The following is a 20,426-nucleotide window of genomic DNA, read 5'->3' as shown; positions in this document are numbered from 1 at the left end:
TATTTAACACCTATGGTTGGCTTTCGCCATAAATTACAGGTTGTTATACTATAAAAATCTTATAATTTTATAGGCCAAAGCAGAAAATAAAACAGCCTAATTCTCACCCATTTTTCACCTTGAAGATTGTAAAACGATGTGATATTTTTTACAATCTTCAAAAGAATACCTGGGCAGTAAAACCCTTTTATTACTTAGAATTATATTTTATTTAAAATAATAAGCACCAGTCCATTGATAGTTAGCATCATCAATATCTAAAGTATGTGAGGCTTCTTTTGAGGCATCATTATTTGAAAGTATAAGCAGCTTAGTTGCGCCTGTTTTCATTTTTAATTCTATAGCTGTATAGGCTTCATTCGCTAATAAAACTTTTACAGATTCAAAATGACTGTAGGCATTATTAGCTTTTTCAGCTACAGAATCATAATTACCATGAGATTCAATAACTGAAGCAAAAACTGTTGCTTTAGTATCATTTTTTCTCAAGATTATTGTTGGGTCTCTACGCAAGTTAAATTCTGGATCATTTGCTCCAATTCTAGCTAAAATAATAGCATCTTCATTAGAGGTTGCAGCGGTAAGGCTATAAAACTTCTTTTCATTTAACCATGTAAATTGAATACTGGAAGCATCCGCTTTTCCTTGCGCCTCTTTCCACAAATGTTGATAGCCATTTTTATCACTCAGTGGTGCTAATGTTTTTTCAGAGTTATAATCGAAACTTGTTGAAATTATTTGTCCAAAGTAGTAATACGGCAAATCATATTGGTTTTCAGTTTCCGAATTCACTTTAAAAACATCGATTATATATGGTTTTTCAAATTCGGTTCCTTTAACCATCACCATAGTACGGTGAAACTTAGTACCTGGGTAAGCATTAGTTTCAGTTGCACTCATAATTTGAACCTCTGAGTTTGATGCATCAAACAGGAATTTTTCGGAGTGATTATTACTTCCTGTTTCAAAATCATAATCAAAATGAGAGATTCCATTTTGAGTCACTGTATTATGCGCTATAGTGTGTTTTGCAAAAGTTTTATTTTCTTTTAAATAACCACCACCATTTTTCTGTTCTACATTTACAAATCGTGACAAACCATAATCTTGCAAAATTTCTTCGCCATTTTCATAGAGTGAAAATGATAATTTATCATAATGTCCATGACTTAAGCCTTGTCCGGTATATTTCATAACCAGACCCATGGTATTATTGTCATCGTTATATCTTAAGATACCAACAGCACCTTCATCACCATTTGCACCATCACTTAATTCCATAGACTCCTTAATAAATGGTTGTTCTTTACCATCGCGCAAGCCTACAGCCACTGCAAAACCTGAGGCATTTAATTGCACTGCGTTTTGGTCTTTAGCTACCGATAACAATTCGGGTTTTTGGCTACCATGATAATAAGCAATATCAACAACAGACACCAAAGATGATGTAAAATAAGACATGCCTTTTTGGCCATCATTCAGCGGAAAAAAATCACCATTTGCATCGGTTAAATTTAAAAGGGCATCAACGGCTTTCAATAGCACACCCTCTTTATATTCAAAAATATTTAATTCTGGTTTTTTGTTTTGAAGCGCTTCAGCAAAAATCATAAACGGATACATTGCGTAACGTTGATAATACGGCCCTTCGGTGTAGAATCCGTCTGGAGAAAAAGGGCTTTCTAAATTGGCTAAAAATCCCGCCTTACCATCTTCATCAAAAATATAACCACCGTCATTATCTATCGCTTTTTTGTCGATATCAATATCTTTAAGTCCGTATAACGCGCGATCCACAAGTTCTTCATCATCCATAACTAAACCAATCATACCTACAGATACATTTCCCCATGTGCTATGGTTATGGATACGGTTAAAATACTTTGGTGTTTCTACAGATAGAAAATCTGCATAAGGCCTAAAAAAGTTTGTGTTTAAATGCTCGCGTTGTTCTTCTGGCAACCAATCATAAATACAATCATACGCCTGACTTGTATACACTAACCAATTAGAATCATTAAGACATTGCCAGAAAAATTTACCCCTAGCATAAGAACGCTCTTGCGGATGGCGACCTAAAGTCGGATACATTTCGGCATATTCTAACAACATATCTCTTATAAAAATAGCATATTTTTCATCTCCTAAAAGTTGAAATAAAACACCCGCTTTTTGCATATTTACATAATTAGCAGCATGCTGCGTATGGGTATAACCACCAGCCATATCTTTAGGAATTGGCACATCTATACCAGCTTCTATTGCTAAATCTACAGCTTCTTTTGTTGTAGCTAAAGTTGCATCAAAAACAGGAACATTTCCTAATTCTGACTTTATATTAGATACACTCTCTTGAGTTAAGATTAAATTGGGATGACTCCCATTTTGCTGCGTATGGTTTTCTGACACGGTATTACTTTCTTTATTGCAAGATACTATTGTAAATATAAGTGCTACTAGCGTTAGTTTTAGTAATATGTTATTTGTTGCCTTCATAGGTAGTTTTTAGTAGTGGTATGGTTTTTAATTGGTCTTAAATTAAAATGCTATTGTATGTGCTTCTACGGAAATTTCTTTAAACCAAACTTCGGTATAACTTCCGTTTTCATATTGTTTTGAAATGTCTCCGTTAAATGTTTCTGCGCCAGTGCTCCAAACAATATTGTCTTCTGGATTTTTACCATTAACCTGATTATAAGCACCCAACTTAAAATACTGCAACTCATCAGCATAAGCATTTTCGCGCTCTACACCATCGCGACCTAATGTTGCGTAGAGTGTTTTTATTTGCTCTGGAATATCGGATTGATTTGTGAAATCTGATGCTATTAAACTTTTTGTAAATGTTTTAGTTTTATGCCCTTCACTAATGAATGTCAAATGCATAATCCCATTTTCAACTTTTACCTCATAGCTAAATTCTTCACCTAAAGCAATACCATCTTTTGGTTCTGCTGGATAAGAATCTGGGGCTGAGCCCACATGGGAAAAATCATAACCCCAAACCGCTGTAGAAAAATCCCATCGTCCTGAATTATCGCCTTCTGGATTTATTTCATAGTTCCAAAAAACAGAACCTTTAGTGTGACCTGGATATTTTTTATAAAATATTTTTAATGGTTCATTTTTATGACCAACGTGACCATGAATTTGCCCTACCACAGTTGCATAAGATGCCGCAACTCTTGCATCACCTGAAGTAGATACATGCTGAACTTTTAAAGTTCCTGATAGTTTTCCTCCAGCTTCTGCTGTCCATTCTTTTTTTTGTCTTAATTCTGTTCTTGTATTACCAGAGTTTGGAGAAGTCACCCCAGAATTAGGCGTTTTAAAAACTACCCAATCCGTTGTACCATCATTTAGCGTATAGAAAAAATCTTTGTCTTGATAATTAACGAGTTCTTTAACATGCTCACCATTACCTAAGAGAATATTCCATTTATCCATTTCCGCTATTACATCGCTAGGATAAACAATGGAATCTTGAGTTTTAATGGTAGTATCTGTAGAAGTATTCACAGTTGTTTTAGCTGTATTTTTACAAGCAACTACGGTTAAAAATATAAATATAATTAATAGTGAGTTTTTCATTGAAGCAGTAATTTATCTGAGATTTTATGTTGTCTTCCTATACCAAAACATTAAAAAAAAGCGTAGCTGAAATATTATTAAAAGACTAACCCAATACTTTCGACTACGCTCAGACTAACACTCAGAAGTTTATTAATACATTAATTTCATTTTTAAATTTTCTTCAGTTTTTATTTGTCCTGAATTAACTACTGTATTTTCAGATTCCACATTATTTTTTGCGCCCCATAACACAGATACAAATTCAACTTGATTATTTTTAAAGGTATTATTGGTAATATTTACATTCACAATACCTCTATGATTCAATAACGTTTTGTTCTTTTCTTTTGCACCACAATTGGTAAACGTGCTATTAGCTACCAAAAGGTTACCACCAATTGTAGACTCATCATAACCACCTCTGTGATAATCAATCACATTTTCCTTAACATTATCAAAGTTACAGTTGTTAATGGTTAAGTATTCGGTATTGTAATCCCCTTTATCATCTATTTCTCCAGATAATTCTATTCCGTTTTCGCAGTTAGAAATGGCTGTGTTTTCAAAAGTAATACGCTCCGCAAAGGATTCTTTATATACTTTTAGAACATAATTAAAATCACTGATTTCAGAATTTGAAACCTTCAACCCAAAATGATTAGACATGTTTTCTTTTAAGCTTGCAAAGGCATAGCTCGACGAACTTCCTTTTAAGACGACATTATCTACAATTAGCTTTCCTTTAGATTCTAAAGAAAACAATGGCGTTTGAGCCGTTCCTGAGTAAACCAATTGTGCTTTTACATCTCCTGAAGATTGGACCGTAATGGATTTGTTTATAATTATAGAACTACTTATATCATAGACTCCTTCTGCTAAAGCTATAATATCACCATTAGCAGCTTCATTTATTTTTGTCTGTAATTCTTCTGCTTTAGTTACTGTGTGAGTTACCGCATCTTTAGCTTCTATTTCATTTGAATACCAAGTGGTACCATATTTAGATTTATCTAATATATTAGGATTGCTAACATCTGTATTTACAGCTGCACCAATACTTTTATTATCTTTTCTAGAGTTACCAAATAAATCTTTTTCTATGGTGTTAAAATCGAAACCTTCGTAAGCTTCTACTTCAGAAGGAATTCCTGTTGGAAGTAAAACATTATCGGATACTTCTTTTAACTCTAGGGATGCTGCAATAATTCCGCCTTCAAAATTATTAAATGCTACGCCTTGATTATCCACAACATTATTTTTGAATAACACACCATCTGCCTTATCGTTTTCTACAACAATCGCATTTAATCCTTCTTCGTTGTAAATAATATTGTTAGCGACTGTAGATCTAATTGCTCTTGCCGAACGAATTTCAGATTTAGGTAACACATCGGCTTGTGCTATGTTTGTTCCCACGCCAAATTGCCAAGGCGAACTACAATTAACATAAGTATTATAGGCTACTACAAGATCTGTAACCTGGTTGTAACGGTTTAATGGTGATTTAGGAATACCGTTCATTACCGCTAATGGACTTCTAAAACTTTCGCCCTTTAGATTATAAAAGTAATTGTTAGTTACCCAATGTCCTGTATTTACAATTCTAACACCACCAATATTTTCATTGATACCATCTCCAATAAAGTAGTTCCCATCGATAATACAATAATTACCATGACGTGCGACTAAAGAACCTTCACTCATATAAAACACATTATTTCTAAACTCGTTAAAGTTTGTTTTACTTGATATGACTTCTACCTCACCGTTACATTCTTCAAATAAATTATTAGCAACCATGGTATGACTAGGCGACATTGAAGTATAACTGTTTCCTAACTGAATTGTTTCGCCACTTGGCCCGCCTTTTACAGGTCTAGGTCCAAAATGATTATTAACAATTTGATGGTAATTATTAATACTTTCAATACCTTCAATATTAACTCTAACTGTAGGTCCCCTATTTGTTTTCCCGGCAATATAACTGTTACTCAACTCATTATGTCTCCCCCAGAAATTCACCCATAAATCGCTGTTATCTCGTTTTGGCTTGTTAAAATCTTCAATAACACAATTAGTCACCTTACAATTATTAGAAATCTCATCTGGAGCGTCTTTCTGACTTATTTTAAAATCGATAACTGCACTAGATGGTGAAAATCCGTTTTTAAAATGTAGACCTTCTACAATTAAGTATTCGCCTCCAAACTTTAAATACGACTGTCCTTCTATGCTCACTTCTCCAGCAGTTTCTGCTCTTAAAGTTATAGGGTTATCTTTAGTACCTTGACCTCTAAATTTTATCTCAACATCTCTATAAACACCATTTGCTAAAACAATTTCATCGCCTGGCTGTGCACTTTCAATAGCTTTGTATAATTCTTCTGCAGAAGAAACAAGTACGTTAGATTCTATTTTTGTTTTTTCATTACAGGAAAAAAGCGTTAACAATAATCCAAAAATTAATAGATAGTTTTTCATTTAGTTTTATTTTAGGTATAACTCAGTGTTGTGATTTTAAATTTGTAGAATAGGTCTGTTAATGCAAAATAATTATCTGCCTTTGCATAATTTTCAGAAGGTACTGCATCTGATTTTCCATCATTATAAACTAATGGGGCTTTGACATTGAATTGTAATTCAAGTTCATCAACACTCCCCTTATTCACTTTATATATAGGAAGGATTAACTTCCAATCCGGAAGCTTAAAATTCGCAGCGGTGTTAGCGTCTGCAAAAAATAGAGCTGACATCAGCAATGCAATTACACTATTTACACTTAAACACCTCTTATTCATGACTCTATTTAATTGGTTAACCAGATTGGTTAACCAAAAATAAGATTATTTTTCTGAACAAAAAAAGGAAATGTGTTAATTATGTATATAATAAGGGTAATTACCTAAACAAATATAGGTTTTATAAATAAGTTATTATTTAAGAAAGTCAATAAAAACAAGAGATAATAGAGTTAAATGCCTTTATAAATTGATAAATTTTTAGTTGTCTTAATTGTAAAAACACAAAACCATTAACATACTTCCAAGACAATACTTTTTGAGTGTATTAAATTCCGATAAAGAGCAACTAAAATAAGCTTCATGATATAAACCTTGAATAAGAATTAATAATTACAGTGAAAATTTCTATAAGACGGCAGCAGAAATAGAGAGTCCTTATAAAGAGGAGAAAATGATGATTACATAAAAGACCAGCATCTAGACAGCAAACAATACTTAAATAGCTCAACTAAAAGTAAGGTAATAATAAAAAAACCTCAATAACTGATTTATCAGATTATTGAGGTTTTATACCTGTACTCAAGGCGGGAATCGAACCCGCACGTCTTGCGACATTGGATTTTGAATCCAACGTGTCTACCAATTCCACCACTTGAGCGATTTTTATTGGTAATTATAGTTACCAACTTTATCTTTAGAATAAATAAAAATTGCCAAAACAATTTTCGGAATGCAAAAATAGAAAAATAATTTTGGCTATCAATTAAAATTAGTAGGTTTTATACTTTATGTAGCAAAAATAATTTTCTAAATTTGACCCCAATCAAAAACCCTTTAGAACACTAAACAACTAACTGATAACAAATGCCTTACAAAACCACAGAAGCCAAAATTTTTACCTGCTCCCAAAGTCAATATCTAGCGGAGCAAATTGCTAAGTCCTACGGTACTAAGCTTGGAAAAGTTATTACATCAACTTATAGTGATGGTGAATTTCAGCCCTCTTACGAAGAATCTATTAGGGGAACTCGTATTTTTATCATTGGTTCTACCCATCCTGGGCCAGAAAATTTAATGGAAATGCTCTTAATGATTGATGCTGCTAAACGCGCTTCTGCAAGACATATCACTGCGGTATTACCTTATTTTGGTTGGGCAAGGCAAGATAGAAAAGACAAACCTAGAGTTCCTATCGCTGCTAAATTGGTTGCAAAAATGCTCGAAGCTGCTGGAGCAACACGTATCATTACAATGGATTTACACGCTGATCAAATACAAGGGTTCTTTGAAAAACCAGTCGACCATTTATTTGCCTCAACTATCTTTTTACCTTATTTAAAAAGTCTAAACCTAGACAACTTAACTATTGCTTCACCAGATATGGGAGGATCTAAACGTGCTTATGCCTACTCTAAAGCTTTAAAAAGTGACGTGGTAATTTGTTATAAACAACGTGAAAAGGCCAACATTATCTCTCATATGGAATTGATTGGAGACGTCACAGGAAAAAATGTTGTTTTAGTAGATGATATGGTAGATACAGCTGGCACACTTACTAAAGCTGCCGACCTTATGATGGAACGTGGCGCTCTAAGTGTGAGAGCAATTTGTACGCACCCAATTTTATCGGGTTCTGCTTATGAAAAACTAGAGAACTCTAAACTTGAAGAGTTAATTGTAACGAACTCTATTCCACTTAAAAAAGAAAGTAAAAAACTACGTGTTTTAACTTGTGCAGACTTATTTGCTGGGGTAATGCATAATGTACATCATAACGAATCGATAAGTAATAAATTTGTATTGTAAAACGATATATTTAAGTATTGTTTTAAAGCAAATTAAGGATACAAAATAACCTCTATAATATAGAAAAGTAAAGGTGCTGTAAAAAAAACCTTCTAACACTAGTATTTTCAGATATTATAACTAAATTTGCAGCCCTCAAAATGAGGGAATTAATATTTTATAAACGAACATTTCAAAAAAAATGAAATCAATTACAATTGACGGATCTCAAAGAGAAAGCGTAGGCAAAAAGTCAACTAGAGCCTTACGTAATGCTGGTCAGGTTCCTTGCGTATTATACGGAGGAGAAGCTAATCCAGTACATTTTACTTCACCAGAGTTAGCGTTTTCAAAACTCGTATATACACCTAGTGCGCATACAGTTGTGATTAAACTAGATAATGGTGATACTTTTAATGCAGTAATGCAAGATATTCAATTTCACCCTGTAACAGACAGAATTATGCACGTAGATTTTTATGAAATCTATGAGGATAAAGCGATTACAATGGAAATTCCTGTAAAAACAGTAGGATCTTCTAAAGGTGTAATGAATGGTGGTAACCTAAGAGTACCTTACCGTAAATTAAGAGTAAAAGCGATTCCTTCTAAATTACCAGATTTTATAGAAATTGATATTACACCTTTAAAAATTGGTAGTAAATTCTATATCTCTGAATTAAAAAATGAAGATTACAGCTTTATTCATCCAGATAACACAGTAGTATGTCAAGTAAGACGTAGTAGATTAGCTGTAGTTGTAGACGATGAAGATGATGATGTTGATGCTGACGAAGTACCATCAACGGAACAAGCAGATGATGCGCAAGCATAGATAAAAAATTTGAACTTATTTTCAAATATTTAAAAAGCATTCTTTTATAGGATGCTTTTTTTATTTTTACACAAATTGAAAATCTAAATGTATAATTTGTTGAATAAATGGTTGGGTTTTAATAACAACACAACATTAACAGAAGAAGACACAATGAAAAAATTCTTAATTGTTGGCTTAGGAAACATCGGAGAAAAATACGCCAATACCAGACATAATATCGGATTTAAAATACTTGATTATTTAGCAGAAACTAATGACCTTACTTTTGAAACTATAAAGCTTGGTGATATTACAACTTTAAGAGTTAAAGGCAGGACTTTAATTCTTTTAAAGCCTAGCACCTTTATGAATCTTAGTGGCAAAGCCATAAAATACTGGTTAGAGAAAGAAAAAATCCCCTTAGAAAACTTATTAGTTGTTACCGATGATCTTAATCTACCCTTCGGAACTCTTCGACTTAAAACCAAAGGAAGTGATGGTGGTCACAATGGATTAAAAGACACCCAAGACAAATTACAAACGGTAAAATACAATCGTTTTAGATTTGGTATTAGTGACGAATTTAGCAAAGGCAAACAAATAGACTACGTTTTAGGCGAATGGAACGAAGATGAAAACGCCCAACTAAAAGAGCGCTTAAAAACCTCAGCAGAACTCATTAAATCTTTTGCATTAGCTGGAGTAAATATCACAATGAATCAATTTAACGGTAAATAAAAAGACCGTAAATTTTAAGAATTTACGGCCTTTTTCTCTCTTTATTTAGTGAGTTATCTTACAACCACCTTTTGGTATTGTAAATTATTTCCATCTTTAATTTGCATCAAATAAACACCAGAGGCTACTTCGCCTAGATTTATACGTTGATTAAAATTAGCTTCAGCACTAAACTGTTGCTTCAAAATTTGACGTCCATTAATATCAAAAACAACAACATCAATAGCATTAGAAATCGGTTGATCAATAACAATATTAAAAGTTCCTTCGTTAGGGTTTGGATAAACTTTAAACGCATTGTAACTCAAATAATCGTTAGAAGATAGTACGACGAGCTCACAAATCTCTATAGACCAACTCTCTAATGCTCCAGAAAGCCAGAACAAGGTGTCAGCCACATTTAAAGTCCAATCACCTGTTACCAAACTTCCGTTGAGTTGGGTTAAATCGCCTTCGGGCTGAAAACTCCCTGTAAACGGCGCCGTTCCTGAAGTAATTAAATCTACTGCATCACTATCAAAAACAGTATTTGTATAATTGTCTCCATCAGCACCATTACCATTAGACAGTACAATTTCAGTTCCATTTGGAGCAATTAATTTCAACTCTAAATCTGCTGTCCAGTTATGAGAAATATTAACTGTAACATTAATATCAGTAATTGTTCCGGTAGCCTCAGGAATTGTGATTACCGAATTAATTCCTGCCGGATTACTATCAGGAATATCTATTGGCGTATCAGCGGCATCATAAGACGCACAAAAAATATCAGCTGTGCTAAAACTACGTTCTGAATACGCACTTGTTCCACAATCATTACTACTTCTTACACGCCAAAAATAATCAGATGCCGTGTTTAAAGTTGTTGTTGTATAGCTTGGCTCCGTAACTGAGGCGTTTTCTACTATCGTAGTAAAACTAGCGTCTGTAGCAATATCAATCTCATAAGATTCTGCATTTACATCTGCAGTCCAAGTAAACGTCGCGTTATTAGCCTGCACATCTTGTGCACCTTCTGTTGGTTCTTGTAGGTTTACTACATCTAAAATAGAATTGAAAATATTAATCTCAGCTGGTACTGTTTTAGTTATTGTGCCAGATGTTCCTACAATTTCAAACGGATAATTCCCAGGCACTAAACCATTTAACCCCGATAAGGTAGCTACAACATCAGTAGCATTTGCTGTTGCCGTTGTTGGCGAAAAGGATACAGATACTTCGGGTGGCAAACCAGCTGTACTAAATGTTGTTGTATCTGAAAACCCTAAAAATGTATTGTATGTAAAATTAAATTCAGCTGTATCTATAGCACATATATCTAGCGTGTTTTCTGCTATATTTAATACAAACTCGGATTCTTGTATGGTAAAATTAGTAGAATTAATGGCGTAAAATATATTGTTATTGCCTTCGACTTTAACTCTTGCAGTTGTTGAGTCTCCACCTACAAATGGCACTGTAATTAATTGCTCACCATCATTAGGAACAGCGGTCATTAAAACATAAGGAAATGTATAACCACCATCAGTTGAAAGCAAAATATTTACCGTCGGTGTATTTACTGCGCCTACATCGGTTCCGGCGACATCCCAGGCAACGGTTTGGTTAGATCCCGCGTCCCAAATTTGATTCGCACTCTGAGAAGTCACTACAAAAGGCCCTGCAGCAGCATCTACAGTAACTGCCATAGTATCAAAGTCACTTTGAGGGGTTTGTCCAACGCCATTAGCTTCACTTCGGTCTCTTACGGTCAGTGCAAAATTTAAAGTTCTTCCGACATTAGAAACGGTTTCCCAAGATGAATTATCAACGGTTTCAACAGGATTAGTTTCTGTTAATTCACCAGAAATTACACGTTCAATAATAGGCATATAACGGTCTGAAACCGTACTTGGTGGTCTAGATCTCCAAACCGCACCAGATGTTTTAGTCGGACCAAAATTTGAATAGGTCGTTACGCCGTCATCAATTTGCTCCCAAGTGTAAGTTAGCACATCACCAGTATCTGCATCTGTAGCAGCTCCTTTTAAAACAAAAGCAGTTCCCACAGGAATAGTGTAATCTGATCCTGCATCGGCAACAGGCGGACTATTTGTAATTGTCGTTCCAACCCAACACGTTCGAGTTTCTAAGTTGTTTAAAATCTGATTGATACTCGCATAATGAAAGTAAGGATCCGAGTGATCTTGCACGTCATTAAACTGTTCAATACCAGCATAACCCATAATTGTAGATCCACTACCAGGCTCTACATTAACTCCCGCACCTTCGCTACGCATAGAAAACGTATGCCGCGCTCCCATTTGATGACCAATTTCATGAGATAGGTAATCAACATCAAAAAAATCGGTTACATAAGGGCCACCATCATTGTCCGTAAACGCATGAGAGGAAAAACCACTTCCTTTTTCACCATCTACACACACACAACCAATACAACCTGCATTTCCGTTGTTATTACTCGCATTGTTTTCACGATGAATTAAATGACCAATATCATAATTAGCTTCTCCAACAGTGGTTGTTAATTCTGATTGTAATTGGGAATTAAAGCTCCCCGAGCTGTACGGGTCAGAAATAGCACTCTCAAATATAATTTCTGTGCCTGTTACTAAAGTAAAAGTCACAGCCATATCTACTTCAAAAATCTCATTCATTCTATTTAATGAAGATACGACCTGAGCTAGAGCATCTTCTTGTGCATTTCCATTTTCAGTATCACCATCATTCCAATAATTAGTGTATTCTCCGGTAGTAGAAATTGCTATTCTTAAGGTTCGTAATACTTGATCATTAGCATCTCGTTTAGGAGATGCTGCTGCGTCATCTCTTAAAAACTCATCTTCTGTTAAACATTCAAAGTCACTAGAAACCTCAGCGTTTGAATCTCTACTGTATAATAGGTAAGTGGTGGTATCTGTTTTACGCAATGGCACTAAGAAATTTGTCGGCTCATCAGGATAAGACACCATACATTGTAGGCCTTGTGGTGTTAAGCTAAATCGAGCTCTTGCTCCTGGGTTTAGAGTGCTAAATCCTAAATAGGTTTTAATATTAGGATATTCTAAGGCTAAATTTTTAGATAATACTGGCGCCTCAACAACTATGAATTGTTCTAATTCACCTTTTAAATTTGGAAGATAAACTTTTGCATTAGACGACGCAGTTGTTGCCGAACGTAGTGGTGCATTAGCAAGTTGTGCTTTAAAATTCGCTATATCTAAACGATAAGCTTGATTAAGCTTTTGATTAAGTACCGTATTACTACGATTAGGATTAACCTCGTTTTTATCTAATTTCTGCCAATAACGCTGTTGGGCAGTTACTGAAAATACCGTTAAAAATAAGGATAATGCCAAAACAAAATGTAGCTTTGTTTTCATAAAATTTTTTGTATAAAGATTTAAATTCTTCGAATTTATGTTTTTTTTTACAAACAATAAGTCATAACAACAATCTATAAATTACAACGCTTGACTACAATTTCGGCAAAAGTAACAACTATTGGCACCTTTGATGGTATCCATATAGGCCATCAAAAAATACTCAAACAAGTCGTTCAACTTGCGGAAGACAAAGGGTATATTCCGGTGGTGCTCACTTTATTTCCGCACCCTAGAATGGTGCTTCAAAAAGACGATTCTATTAAATTGCTAAATACTATAGAAGAGCGTGTAGAATTATTAAAATCTCTTGGTATAAAAGAAGTTATTGTAAAAAAGTTTACTAAAGAATTCGCTAACCTCTCAGCAAAAGATTACGTTAAACAAATTTTAGTAGATGAGTTAAATACCAAATACATTGTTATTGGTTACGACCATCATTTTGGAAAAAACCGAAGTGCCAATATTAAAGACTTAAAAGTTTTTGCTGAACACTATGATTTTCAAGTTGAAGAAATCTCAGCACAAGACATTGAGGATGTTACCGTGAGTTCTACTAAAATTAGAACTGCTTTAAACCAAGGTAAGGTCGATTTAGCAAATTCATATTTAGGCTATAATTTCTTTATTACCGGAACTGTAATTAAAGGCAAAGGTTTAGGGCGAACTATTGAGTTTCCTACAGCGAATATTAGTGTTACAGCAAGCTACAAACTTATTCCAAACGACGGTGTTTATGTCGTAAAATCCACAATAGATAATCAAACCATTTACGGGATGATGAATATTGGCACCAACCCAACTGTTAATGGAAAAACACAATCTATTGAAGTTCATTTTTTCGACTTTAATAAAGATATCTATAATTCAGAATTAAAAATTGAATTTTTAAAACGCTTACGTAGCGAAGAAAAATTTGAAAATATTGACGTTTTAAAGTCACAACTTAGAACCGACATGAAAAATGCTTCTAACTTTATTAACGCTTTAAATGTCTAAGTTTTTATTTAAACATATCGATAATTCTGGGCTTGTAGTTTTCAGGATCATCTTTGGATTTTTATGCTTTTTAGAAGCTGTTGGCGCTGTTTTTACAGGTTGGATAAAGCGTACTTTAATAGAACCCGAATTTACCTTCTCCTTTATAGGATTTGAATGGCTGCAACCCTTACCAGGAAATTGGATGTATGCTTACTACATTGTAATGGGAGTTTTTGGACTCTTTATAATGTTGGGCTATAAATACCGATTTAGTATGTTGATGTTTGCCCTCATGTGGACAGCGACTTACCTCATGCAAAAATCATCTTACAACAACCATTATTATCTACTCGCCTTATTGAGTTTTTTAATGATTTTTTTGCCTGCAAATCGTTATGCTTCTATAGATGTAAAATTAAACCCCTCACTCAAAAGCCTGTCGATGCCAAGTTGGTGTAAGTGGTTTTTTGTGTTTCAATTATTAATCCTTTACTCCTATGCTTCAGCAGCTAAGTTTTACCCAGACTGGCTTGATACTACGGTAATGGAAATTCTTATGCGAAGTAAAGCTGATTTCTATGTTGTAGGCGACCTTTTACAAAATAAAACTGTCCATTATATTTTGGCTTATGGCGGCATATTATTCGATGGATTAATTATTCCGTTGTTACTTTTTAAACCCACAAGAAAGTATGCTTTTTTTGCATCTATTTTCTTTCATCTATTTAACTCATTTATCTTTCATATTGGCATATTTCCTTATTTGTCTTTAGCTTTTAGCTTATTCTTTTTTGAACCTAAAACGATTAGAAATATATTCTTAAAACGGAAACCCTATTATGATGCTGACAAAATCGTTATTCCGAAGTATAAAACCGTATTATTATCATTTTTTTCCCTCTACTTTTTAATTCAGATTGGCTTACCATTAAGGCATCATTTTATTAAAGATAATGTCTTGTGGACCGAAGAAGGTCACCGACTCTCATGGCGAATGATGTTACGCTCCAAAAGCGGACGAACAATATATTACGTTACAAACACCAACACCAATGAGATTACACGCATTAGATTAAAAGATTATTTAACCCGAAAACAACAGCGTGGTGCTAGTACAAAACCAGATGTTATGTGGCAATTCGCCCAGCACTTAAAACAAGATTACGCTAAAAAAGGCATTCCCATTAAAGTGTTTGTAAAGGCCTACGTGTCCGTAAATGGTAAAAAATCAAAACAACTTATTGATCCCAAGGTAGATTTAGCCAATGAAGAGTGGCACCATTTTAAACACCACGATTGGATTTTACCTTCAGAATAAAATCTGTTAATTGATTTCAAAAAAAATGGCCATAAGTCGCAAATCTAACTTCATGTTATAAAATAGAACCTTTATATTTTTTCTTGGTTATTTTCTATTTACTTTTGTAGCTTGTATTACCATATACCAATGGGTATTAATCAAAATTAAAGATATGTTACAAGTTGCTTTTATCCGTGAGAATAAAGAAGATATCATTGCTCGTTTAGCCAAACGAAATATTGATGCTACCGAAATGATTAATGAGGCCATTGCTTTTGATGAAGACCGAAAAGCACTTCAAACATCCTTAGATTCTACAAAAGCTGAATCTAACACTTTATCTAAAGAAATTGGCAATTTATTTAAATCTGGAGACGTTCAAAAAGCGAATCTTTTAAAGGAAAAAACAACCCAATTAAAAGAAGCTACCAAAAAATTTGAACAAGAACTCAATGATAAAGTTGCTGCACTTTCTGAGTTACTGTATAAAATTCCTAATGTTCCTAATCCTATAGTTCCTGCAGGAAATACGGACGAAGACAATGAGGAGACATTTAGAGACGGTGATATTCCAAAATTACACGATGCAGCCCTACCACATTGGGAATTAGCAAAAAAATATAACATTATTGATTTTGAACTAGGAAACAAAATCACTGGTGCAGGATTTCCTGTTTATATTGGTAAAGGTGCAAGATTACAACGGGCATTAATCGCTTATTTTTTAGATAAAAATGCGGAAGCAGGTTACACCGAATACCAAGTACCACATTTAGTTAATGAAGCTTCAGGTTTTGGAACTGGGCAATTGCCAGACAAAGAAGGGCAGATGTACCACGTTACCTTAGATAATTTATATTTAATTCCTACTGCAGAAGTCCCTGCAACTAATATTTTTAGAGACACACTTTTAAATGAAAGTGATCTACCGATAAGTATCACCGGTTATACACCATGTTTTAGACGCGAAGCTGGAAGTTATGGCGCACACGTTAGAGGGCTAAATCGCTTACATCAGTTTGATAAAGTTGAAATTCTACGTGTTGAGCATCCTGATGAATCTTACAACGCATTAGATAGCATGGTAAATCATGTAAAAGGTATTTTGCAAGAGCTTAAATTACCGTATAGAATTTTAAGATTATGTGGTGGTGATTTAGGTTTTACTTCAGCATTAACTTATGATTTTGAAGTATTTTCAACAGCACAAGACCGCTGGTTAGAAGTCTCTTCAGTTTCTAATTTTGAAACCTTTCAAGCCAATCGTTTGAAACTGCGTTTTAAGAATAGTGAAGGTAAAAACGAATTGTGCCATACATTAAATGGAAGTTCATTAGCACTACCAAGAATCTTAGCGGGTATTTTAGAAAACTACCAAACTGAAGATGGTATAAAAATCCCTGATGTTTTAGTGCCATATACAGGTTTTGATTTAATTTCTTAAGTGACTAATATTATCTTTTTAGCGTTAAATGTTAAATTTTAATGCTTTTAAACGATTATTATTGTGTTTCTTCGTTTTGATTGAATAAATTTTAGAATTTAGTATTCCTAGATTTGAACGCCCCAATTATGAAAAATTTAAAACGAATTGTATTACTGGTTTCTTTAATTGCTCTAGTAAGCAAAGTTTTGTTTTAACTACTCATTTAGAAACAATAAACAAAACCAAGACAGAATAACTGAATCATATTTATATAATAATGGTTAATAGCACATTTATTTTGCTGGTCAAAATGCCTTAACGTTACGTTGAGGCATTTTTTTTTATAGTTATTTTCACAATATCTCCTTGAGGCATTTCTTATATTTACACTCATCTTGACTAAATCACAAAACATGCAACAGCGCTTATTCGTTTTTATTTTATTATTTGGATGCTTTGTCGCCTCCGCACAAAATAACGAAGCGCAAGCCGATAGTTACTACAAAAAAGGAGAATTTAAGAAAGCACTTGTTATCTACGAAAACCTCATTGAACAAAAACCAAATAGTTACAATTATATTAATAAGTTGGTGGACATACATCAGCAATTAGAACAATATAATGAAGCAGAACGCATTATTTTAAATCACTTAGGTGGCCGACAAAATCCCATGATGACTATCGCTTTAGGCTATAATTATCAACTTAAAGACAGTATAAAAAGCGCCAACAAACTCTATGAAGAAGCTATTGCTTATATAGATGAAAAACCCAATTACGTTTATTCTATTGCCAGAAAATTTGAAGACTATTCACTTTTAAATCAAGCTATTCGTACTTACGAAAAAGGCAAAGTTTTAACACCAGATTACAATTACAGCATTCAATTAGCACGTATTTATGGGGACCAAGGTAATGTAGAACAAATGTTTGCCAACTATATCGATTATATCAATTACAGACCCAATCATCTCAACGACATCAAACGTACTGTTAGTGATTTCATTTCTGAAAACAGCGACAATGAAAACAATATGTTTTTAAGACGTGCATTGTTAAAACAAATTCAGAAAGAACCAAAACCATATTGGTACGAAATGTTAAGCTGGCTATATGTTCAAGAAAAAGCCTATAATAAATCCTTTATACAAGAAAAGGCATTATTTATGCGTAATCCCGAAAGTTTAGAACGCCTTATTGAACTAGGTGTTATGGCTAAAAAAGATGCAGATGATGAAATAGCAAAATCGATTTTTAATTATGTGTTAGATAGCACCCAAGACAAAACAACAGCTTTAATAGCGCATGAGTACATTTTAGAAATTGAAACTAGAAACGCAGACGAGGTACAATTAAAAGAAATTGATAAAACTTATAATGATTTGTTTAGTGAATTTGGTATGGTTAGACGAACGATTCCGCTCCAAATCGCTTATGGAAAATTCTTGGCCTTCAACCTCAAAGACACAGAAAAAGCAACTACTTTTTTAAAAGAAAGTTTAAAACTGAATGTTACTCATTATAGAAAATCTAGAATAAAGTTATTATTAGCTGATGTCTTAGTGCTTCAAGAAAAGTTTAATGAGGCTTTAATTTTTTATTCTCAGATTCAAAACGAATTAAAAAACAGTACCATTGCTCAAGAAGCACGTTTTAAAGTGGCAAAAACAAGTTATTACAAAGGCGATTTTGATTGGGCAGAATCACAACTAAAAATATTAAAATCTTCAACGTCACAATTGATTGCCAACGACGCGCTAGATTTAAAATTATTAATTTCAGACAACAAATACGAAGACAGCCTACAAACCGCTCTAAAACAGTATGCTAAGGCAGACTTATATGCTTTTCAGAATAGAACCGACGATGCCATATCATTACTAAATAAGATATTAGAAGAACATCAGGGAGAAAATATAATAGCCCAGACTTTATTTCAACAAGCTAAACTTTTCGAAAAGAAAAAGCAATACACTAAGGCCGAAGCCAACTATCAAGAACTTATAAATAATTTTAGCGAAGACATGTTAATTGATGACGCCTATTATTATTTGGCCGAGTTATATAATACCCATCTAGAAAAATCTGAAGAAGCTAAAGACCATTACGAAAAAATAATATTTGAACACCAAGACAGTATTTATTTTATTGAAGCACGCCGAAAATTTAGGCTGTTACGGGGTGATAACAGTATAAATTAGTTCTCAATCGCCTGCTTTTTAATACCTAAAACTTCACCCTTAGATTAAGTATTCTTTTCAGCTTCGCTTTTTAGCCTTATCAGAATTACGGCAAAAAAATTCATTAGCTCCAAAATTCATACTTTTGCAATTCATTCCTAATTTTTACCACATATTCCTCTAACAATGATTATATATAACGTTACCCTAAACATTGACAAAAGCATCCATCAAGAATGGCTCGAATGGATAAAAGAACATATTCCGCTAGTATTGGCAACCGGCAAATTTAAAGAAGCTAAACTGACAAAAGTTTTAGTAGAAGATGCTGAAACCGACACCTATTCTGTACAATTTAGAGCACACTCTAGAGCTGCTTTAGACGCCTATTACGCAGAACATGCTGAACGTTTAAAACAAGACGGATTACAGCGTTTTGCAGATAAAATGTTATCTTTTAGGACAGAATTAGAAATTGTGGATGAGTATTCGGTTAAATTCAACTAATAGATTTCTCCAAAAGGCTCTGAAAAGCAAAGAAATCTTAAGTTCAACTTACTGCTACTTTGGCTTTACTAAATCATGAGAATTTAGTACCAAATTTATAAATCTTTTAGGCACCTCTGCGTACCTTTACACAATAATTGCTTTGCGCTAATGCGGCTCTGCGAGAAAAATGAATTATGACTGTAAAAGCAAAAAAATACTTAGGCCAACATTTCTTAACAGACGAATCTATAGCGCAAGACATCGCCGATAGTTTATCTTTAGAAGGCTATAAAGATGTCTTAGAAATTGGTCCAGGAATGGGGGTTTTAACCAAATACCTTCTTAAAAAAGATACTAAAACACATGTTATAGAAATCGATACAGAATCTGTAGACTATTTAAAAAACAATTACCTAAATCTTGCCGATAGAATTATAGAAAAAGACTTCTTAAAATACGATTTAAACCTTGTATTTAAAGACAAACCTTTTGCTATTATTGGTAATTTTCCTTACAATATATCTTCTCAAATTTTATTTAAAACTTTAGAAATGCGAGCACAGATTCCAGAGTTCTCTGGTATGTTTCAAAAAGAAGTTGCGCTTCGTATTTGTTCTAAAGAAGGCTCTAAAGTGTATGGTATTCTCTCGGTTTTAACCCAAGCATTTTACGATGCTGAATACTTATTTACAGTACCTCCAACGGTTTTTAATCCACCACCAAAAGTAGATTCTGGGGTCTTATTATTAAAGCGTAAAGAAAATTACTCGCTGCCATGCGATGAAAAGTTATTTTTTAAGGTCGTAAAAACAGGGTTTCAACAACGAAGAAAGACACTGCGCAACAGTTTAAAAACCTTCAATCTTTCGGATAGTTTAAAAGCAAATACTATCTTTGGACAGCGGCCAGAACAATTGAGCGTTTCCCAGTTTATTGCGTTAACCTCACTTATTGAAAATGATATAAATTAGTTTCTTAAGCTCACTCAATGAGGTAGTTAAAATGTATTAAAA

At 33.7% G+C, this 20,426-nt stretch carries 14 protein-coding genes and 1 tRNA gene; 9 read left to right on the top strand and 6 right to left on the bottom strand.

The features are described from left to right. Positions 1-207 precede the first annotated feature (207 nt). From HM982_RS09505 to HM982_RS09485, 5 genes are all read right to left on the bottom strand, one after another. The gene (locus tag HM982_RS09505) at positions 208-2,496 is read right to left on the bottom strand and encodes an alginate lyase family protein (protein ID WP_179352926.1); all 2,289 of its coding nucleotides are present in this window, start codon (positions 2,494-2,496) and stop codon (positions 208-210) included. A 42-nt stretch (positions 2,497-2,538) separates the two neighbouring features. After that, positions 2,539-3,591, bottom strand: a complete 1,053-nt coding sequence (locus HM982_RS09500; RefSeq protein ID WP_179352925.1) for a polysaccharide lyase family 7 protein — start codon at positions 3,589-3,591, stop codon at positions 2,539-2,541. Positions 3,592-3,723: 132 nt separating this feature from the next. Next, the gene (locus tag HM982_RS09495) at positions 3,724-6,054 is read right to left on the bottom strand and encodes a chondroitinase-B domain-containing protein (protein WP_179352924.1); all 2,331 of its coding nucleotides are present in this window, start codon (positions 6,052-6,054) and stop codon (positions 3,724-3,726) included. Between the two features lie 11 nt (positions 6,055-6,065). Continuing rightward, positions 6,066-6,326 (bottom strand): hypothetical protein, encoded by a 261-nt coding sequence (locus tag HM982_RS09490; protein ID WP_179352923.1) that lies wholly within the window; start codon positions 6,324-6,326, stop codon positions 6,066-6,068. A 564-nt stretch (positions 6,327-6,890) separates the two neighbouring features. Then, a tRNA-Leu gene (locus tag HM982_RS09485) sits at positions 6,891-6,972 on the bottom strand. Positions 6,973-7,178: 206 nt separating this feature from the next. Between HM982_RS09485 and HM982_RS09480 the strand changes: the two genes are divergently transcribed. From HM982_RS09480 to pth, 3 genes are all read left to right on the top strand, one after another. Further along, on the top strand, positions 7,179-8,120 hold the full coding sequence (locus tag HM982_RS09480) for a ribose-phosphate pyrophosphokinase (RefSeq protein ID WP_179352922.1): 942 nt from the start codon (positions 7,179-7,181) through the stop codon (positions 8,118-8,120). A gap of 181 nt (positions 8,121-8,301) precedes the next feature. Beyond that, positions 8,302-8,934: a 50S ribosomal protein L25/general stress protein Ctc gene (locus tag HM982_RS09475; protein ID WP_179352921.1), complete on the top strand. Its 633-nt coding sequence runs from the start codon at positions 8,302-8,304 to the stop codon at positions 8,932-8,934. 153 nt (positions 8,935-9,087) lie between these two features. Continuing rightward, entirely contained in the window at positions 9,088-9,654 is a 567-nt protein-coding gene (pth, locus tag HM982_RS09470) for an aminoacyl-tRNA hydrolase (protein ID WP_246296699.1), read from the top strand. 53 nt (positions 9,655-9,707) lie between these two features. Here pth and HM982_RS09465 read toward each other — a convergent pair whose 3' ends face one another. Then, positions 9,708-13,037, bottom strand: coding sequence for a zinc-dependent metalloprotease (locus tag HM982_RS09465; protein WP_179352919.1), 3,330 nt, complete (start codon positions 13,035-13,037; stop codon positions 9,708-9,710). Positions 13,038-13,127: 90 nt separating this feature from the next. On the opposite strand from HM982_RS09465, the gene HM982_RS09460 reads away from it, so the two are divergent. The 6 genes from HM982_RS09460 (at position 13,128) to rsmA (ending at position 20,384) form a co-directional block, all read left to right on the top strand. After that, a complete protein-coding gene (locus tag HM982_RS09460; protein WP_179352918.1) occupies positions 13,128-14,036 on the top strand; it encodes a bifunctional riboflavin kinase/FAD synthetase in 909 nt (302 codons plus the stop codon). After that, positions 14,029-15,336, top strand: a complete 1,308-nt coding sequence (locus HM982_RS09455; RefSeq protein WP_179352917.1) for an HTTM domain-containing protein — start codon at positions 14,029-14,031, stop codon at positions 15,334-15,336. The genes HM982_RS09460 and HM982_RS09455 overlap by 8 nt, the downstream gene beginning before the upstream one ends. Before the next feature lie 154 nt (positions 15,337-15,490). Then, the gene (serS, locus tag HM982_RS09450; protein WP_179352916.1) at positions 15,491-16,762 is read left to right on the top strand and encodes a serine--tRNA ligase; all 1,272 of its coding nucleotides are present in this window, start codon (positions 15,491-15,493) and stop codon (positions 16,760-16,762) included. 395 nt (positions 16,763-17,157) lie between these two features. Beyond that, positions 17,158-18,945, top strand: coding sequence for a tetratricopeptide repeat protein (locus HM982_RS09445; RefSeq protein WP_179352915.1), 1,788 nt, complete (start codon positions 17,158-17,160; stop codon positions 18,943-18,945). Positions 18,946-19,110: 165 nt separating this feature from the next. After that, positions 19,111-19,431, top strand: coding sequence for a DUF4286 family protein (locus tag HM982_RS09440; protein ID WP_179352914.1), 321 nt, complete (start codon positions 19,111-19,113; stop codon positions 19,429-19,431). Positions 19,432-19,607: 176 nt separating this feature from the next. After that, positions 19,608-20,384 carry a 16S rRNA (adenine(1518)-N(6)/adenine(1519)-N(6))-dimethyltransferase RsmA gene (gene rsmA, locus HM982_RS09435; protein WP_179352913.1) on the top strand — a complete coding sequence of 259 codons (777 nt, stop codon included), beginning with the start codon at positions 19,608-19,610 and terminating at the stop codon, positions 20,382-20,384. Positions 20,385-20,426: the final 42 nt, after the last annotated feature.

Source organism: Winogradskyella vidalii (genome assembly GCF_013403955.1).
GTDB lineage: Bacteria > Bacteroidota > Bacteroidia > Flavobacteriales > Flavobacteriaceae > Winogradskyella > Winogradskyella vidalii.
The sequence above is the reverse complement of the archived record's forward strand: the minus strand, read 5'-3'. Positions and strand labels throughout refer to the sequence as shown.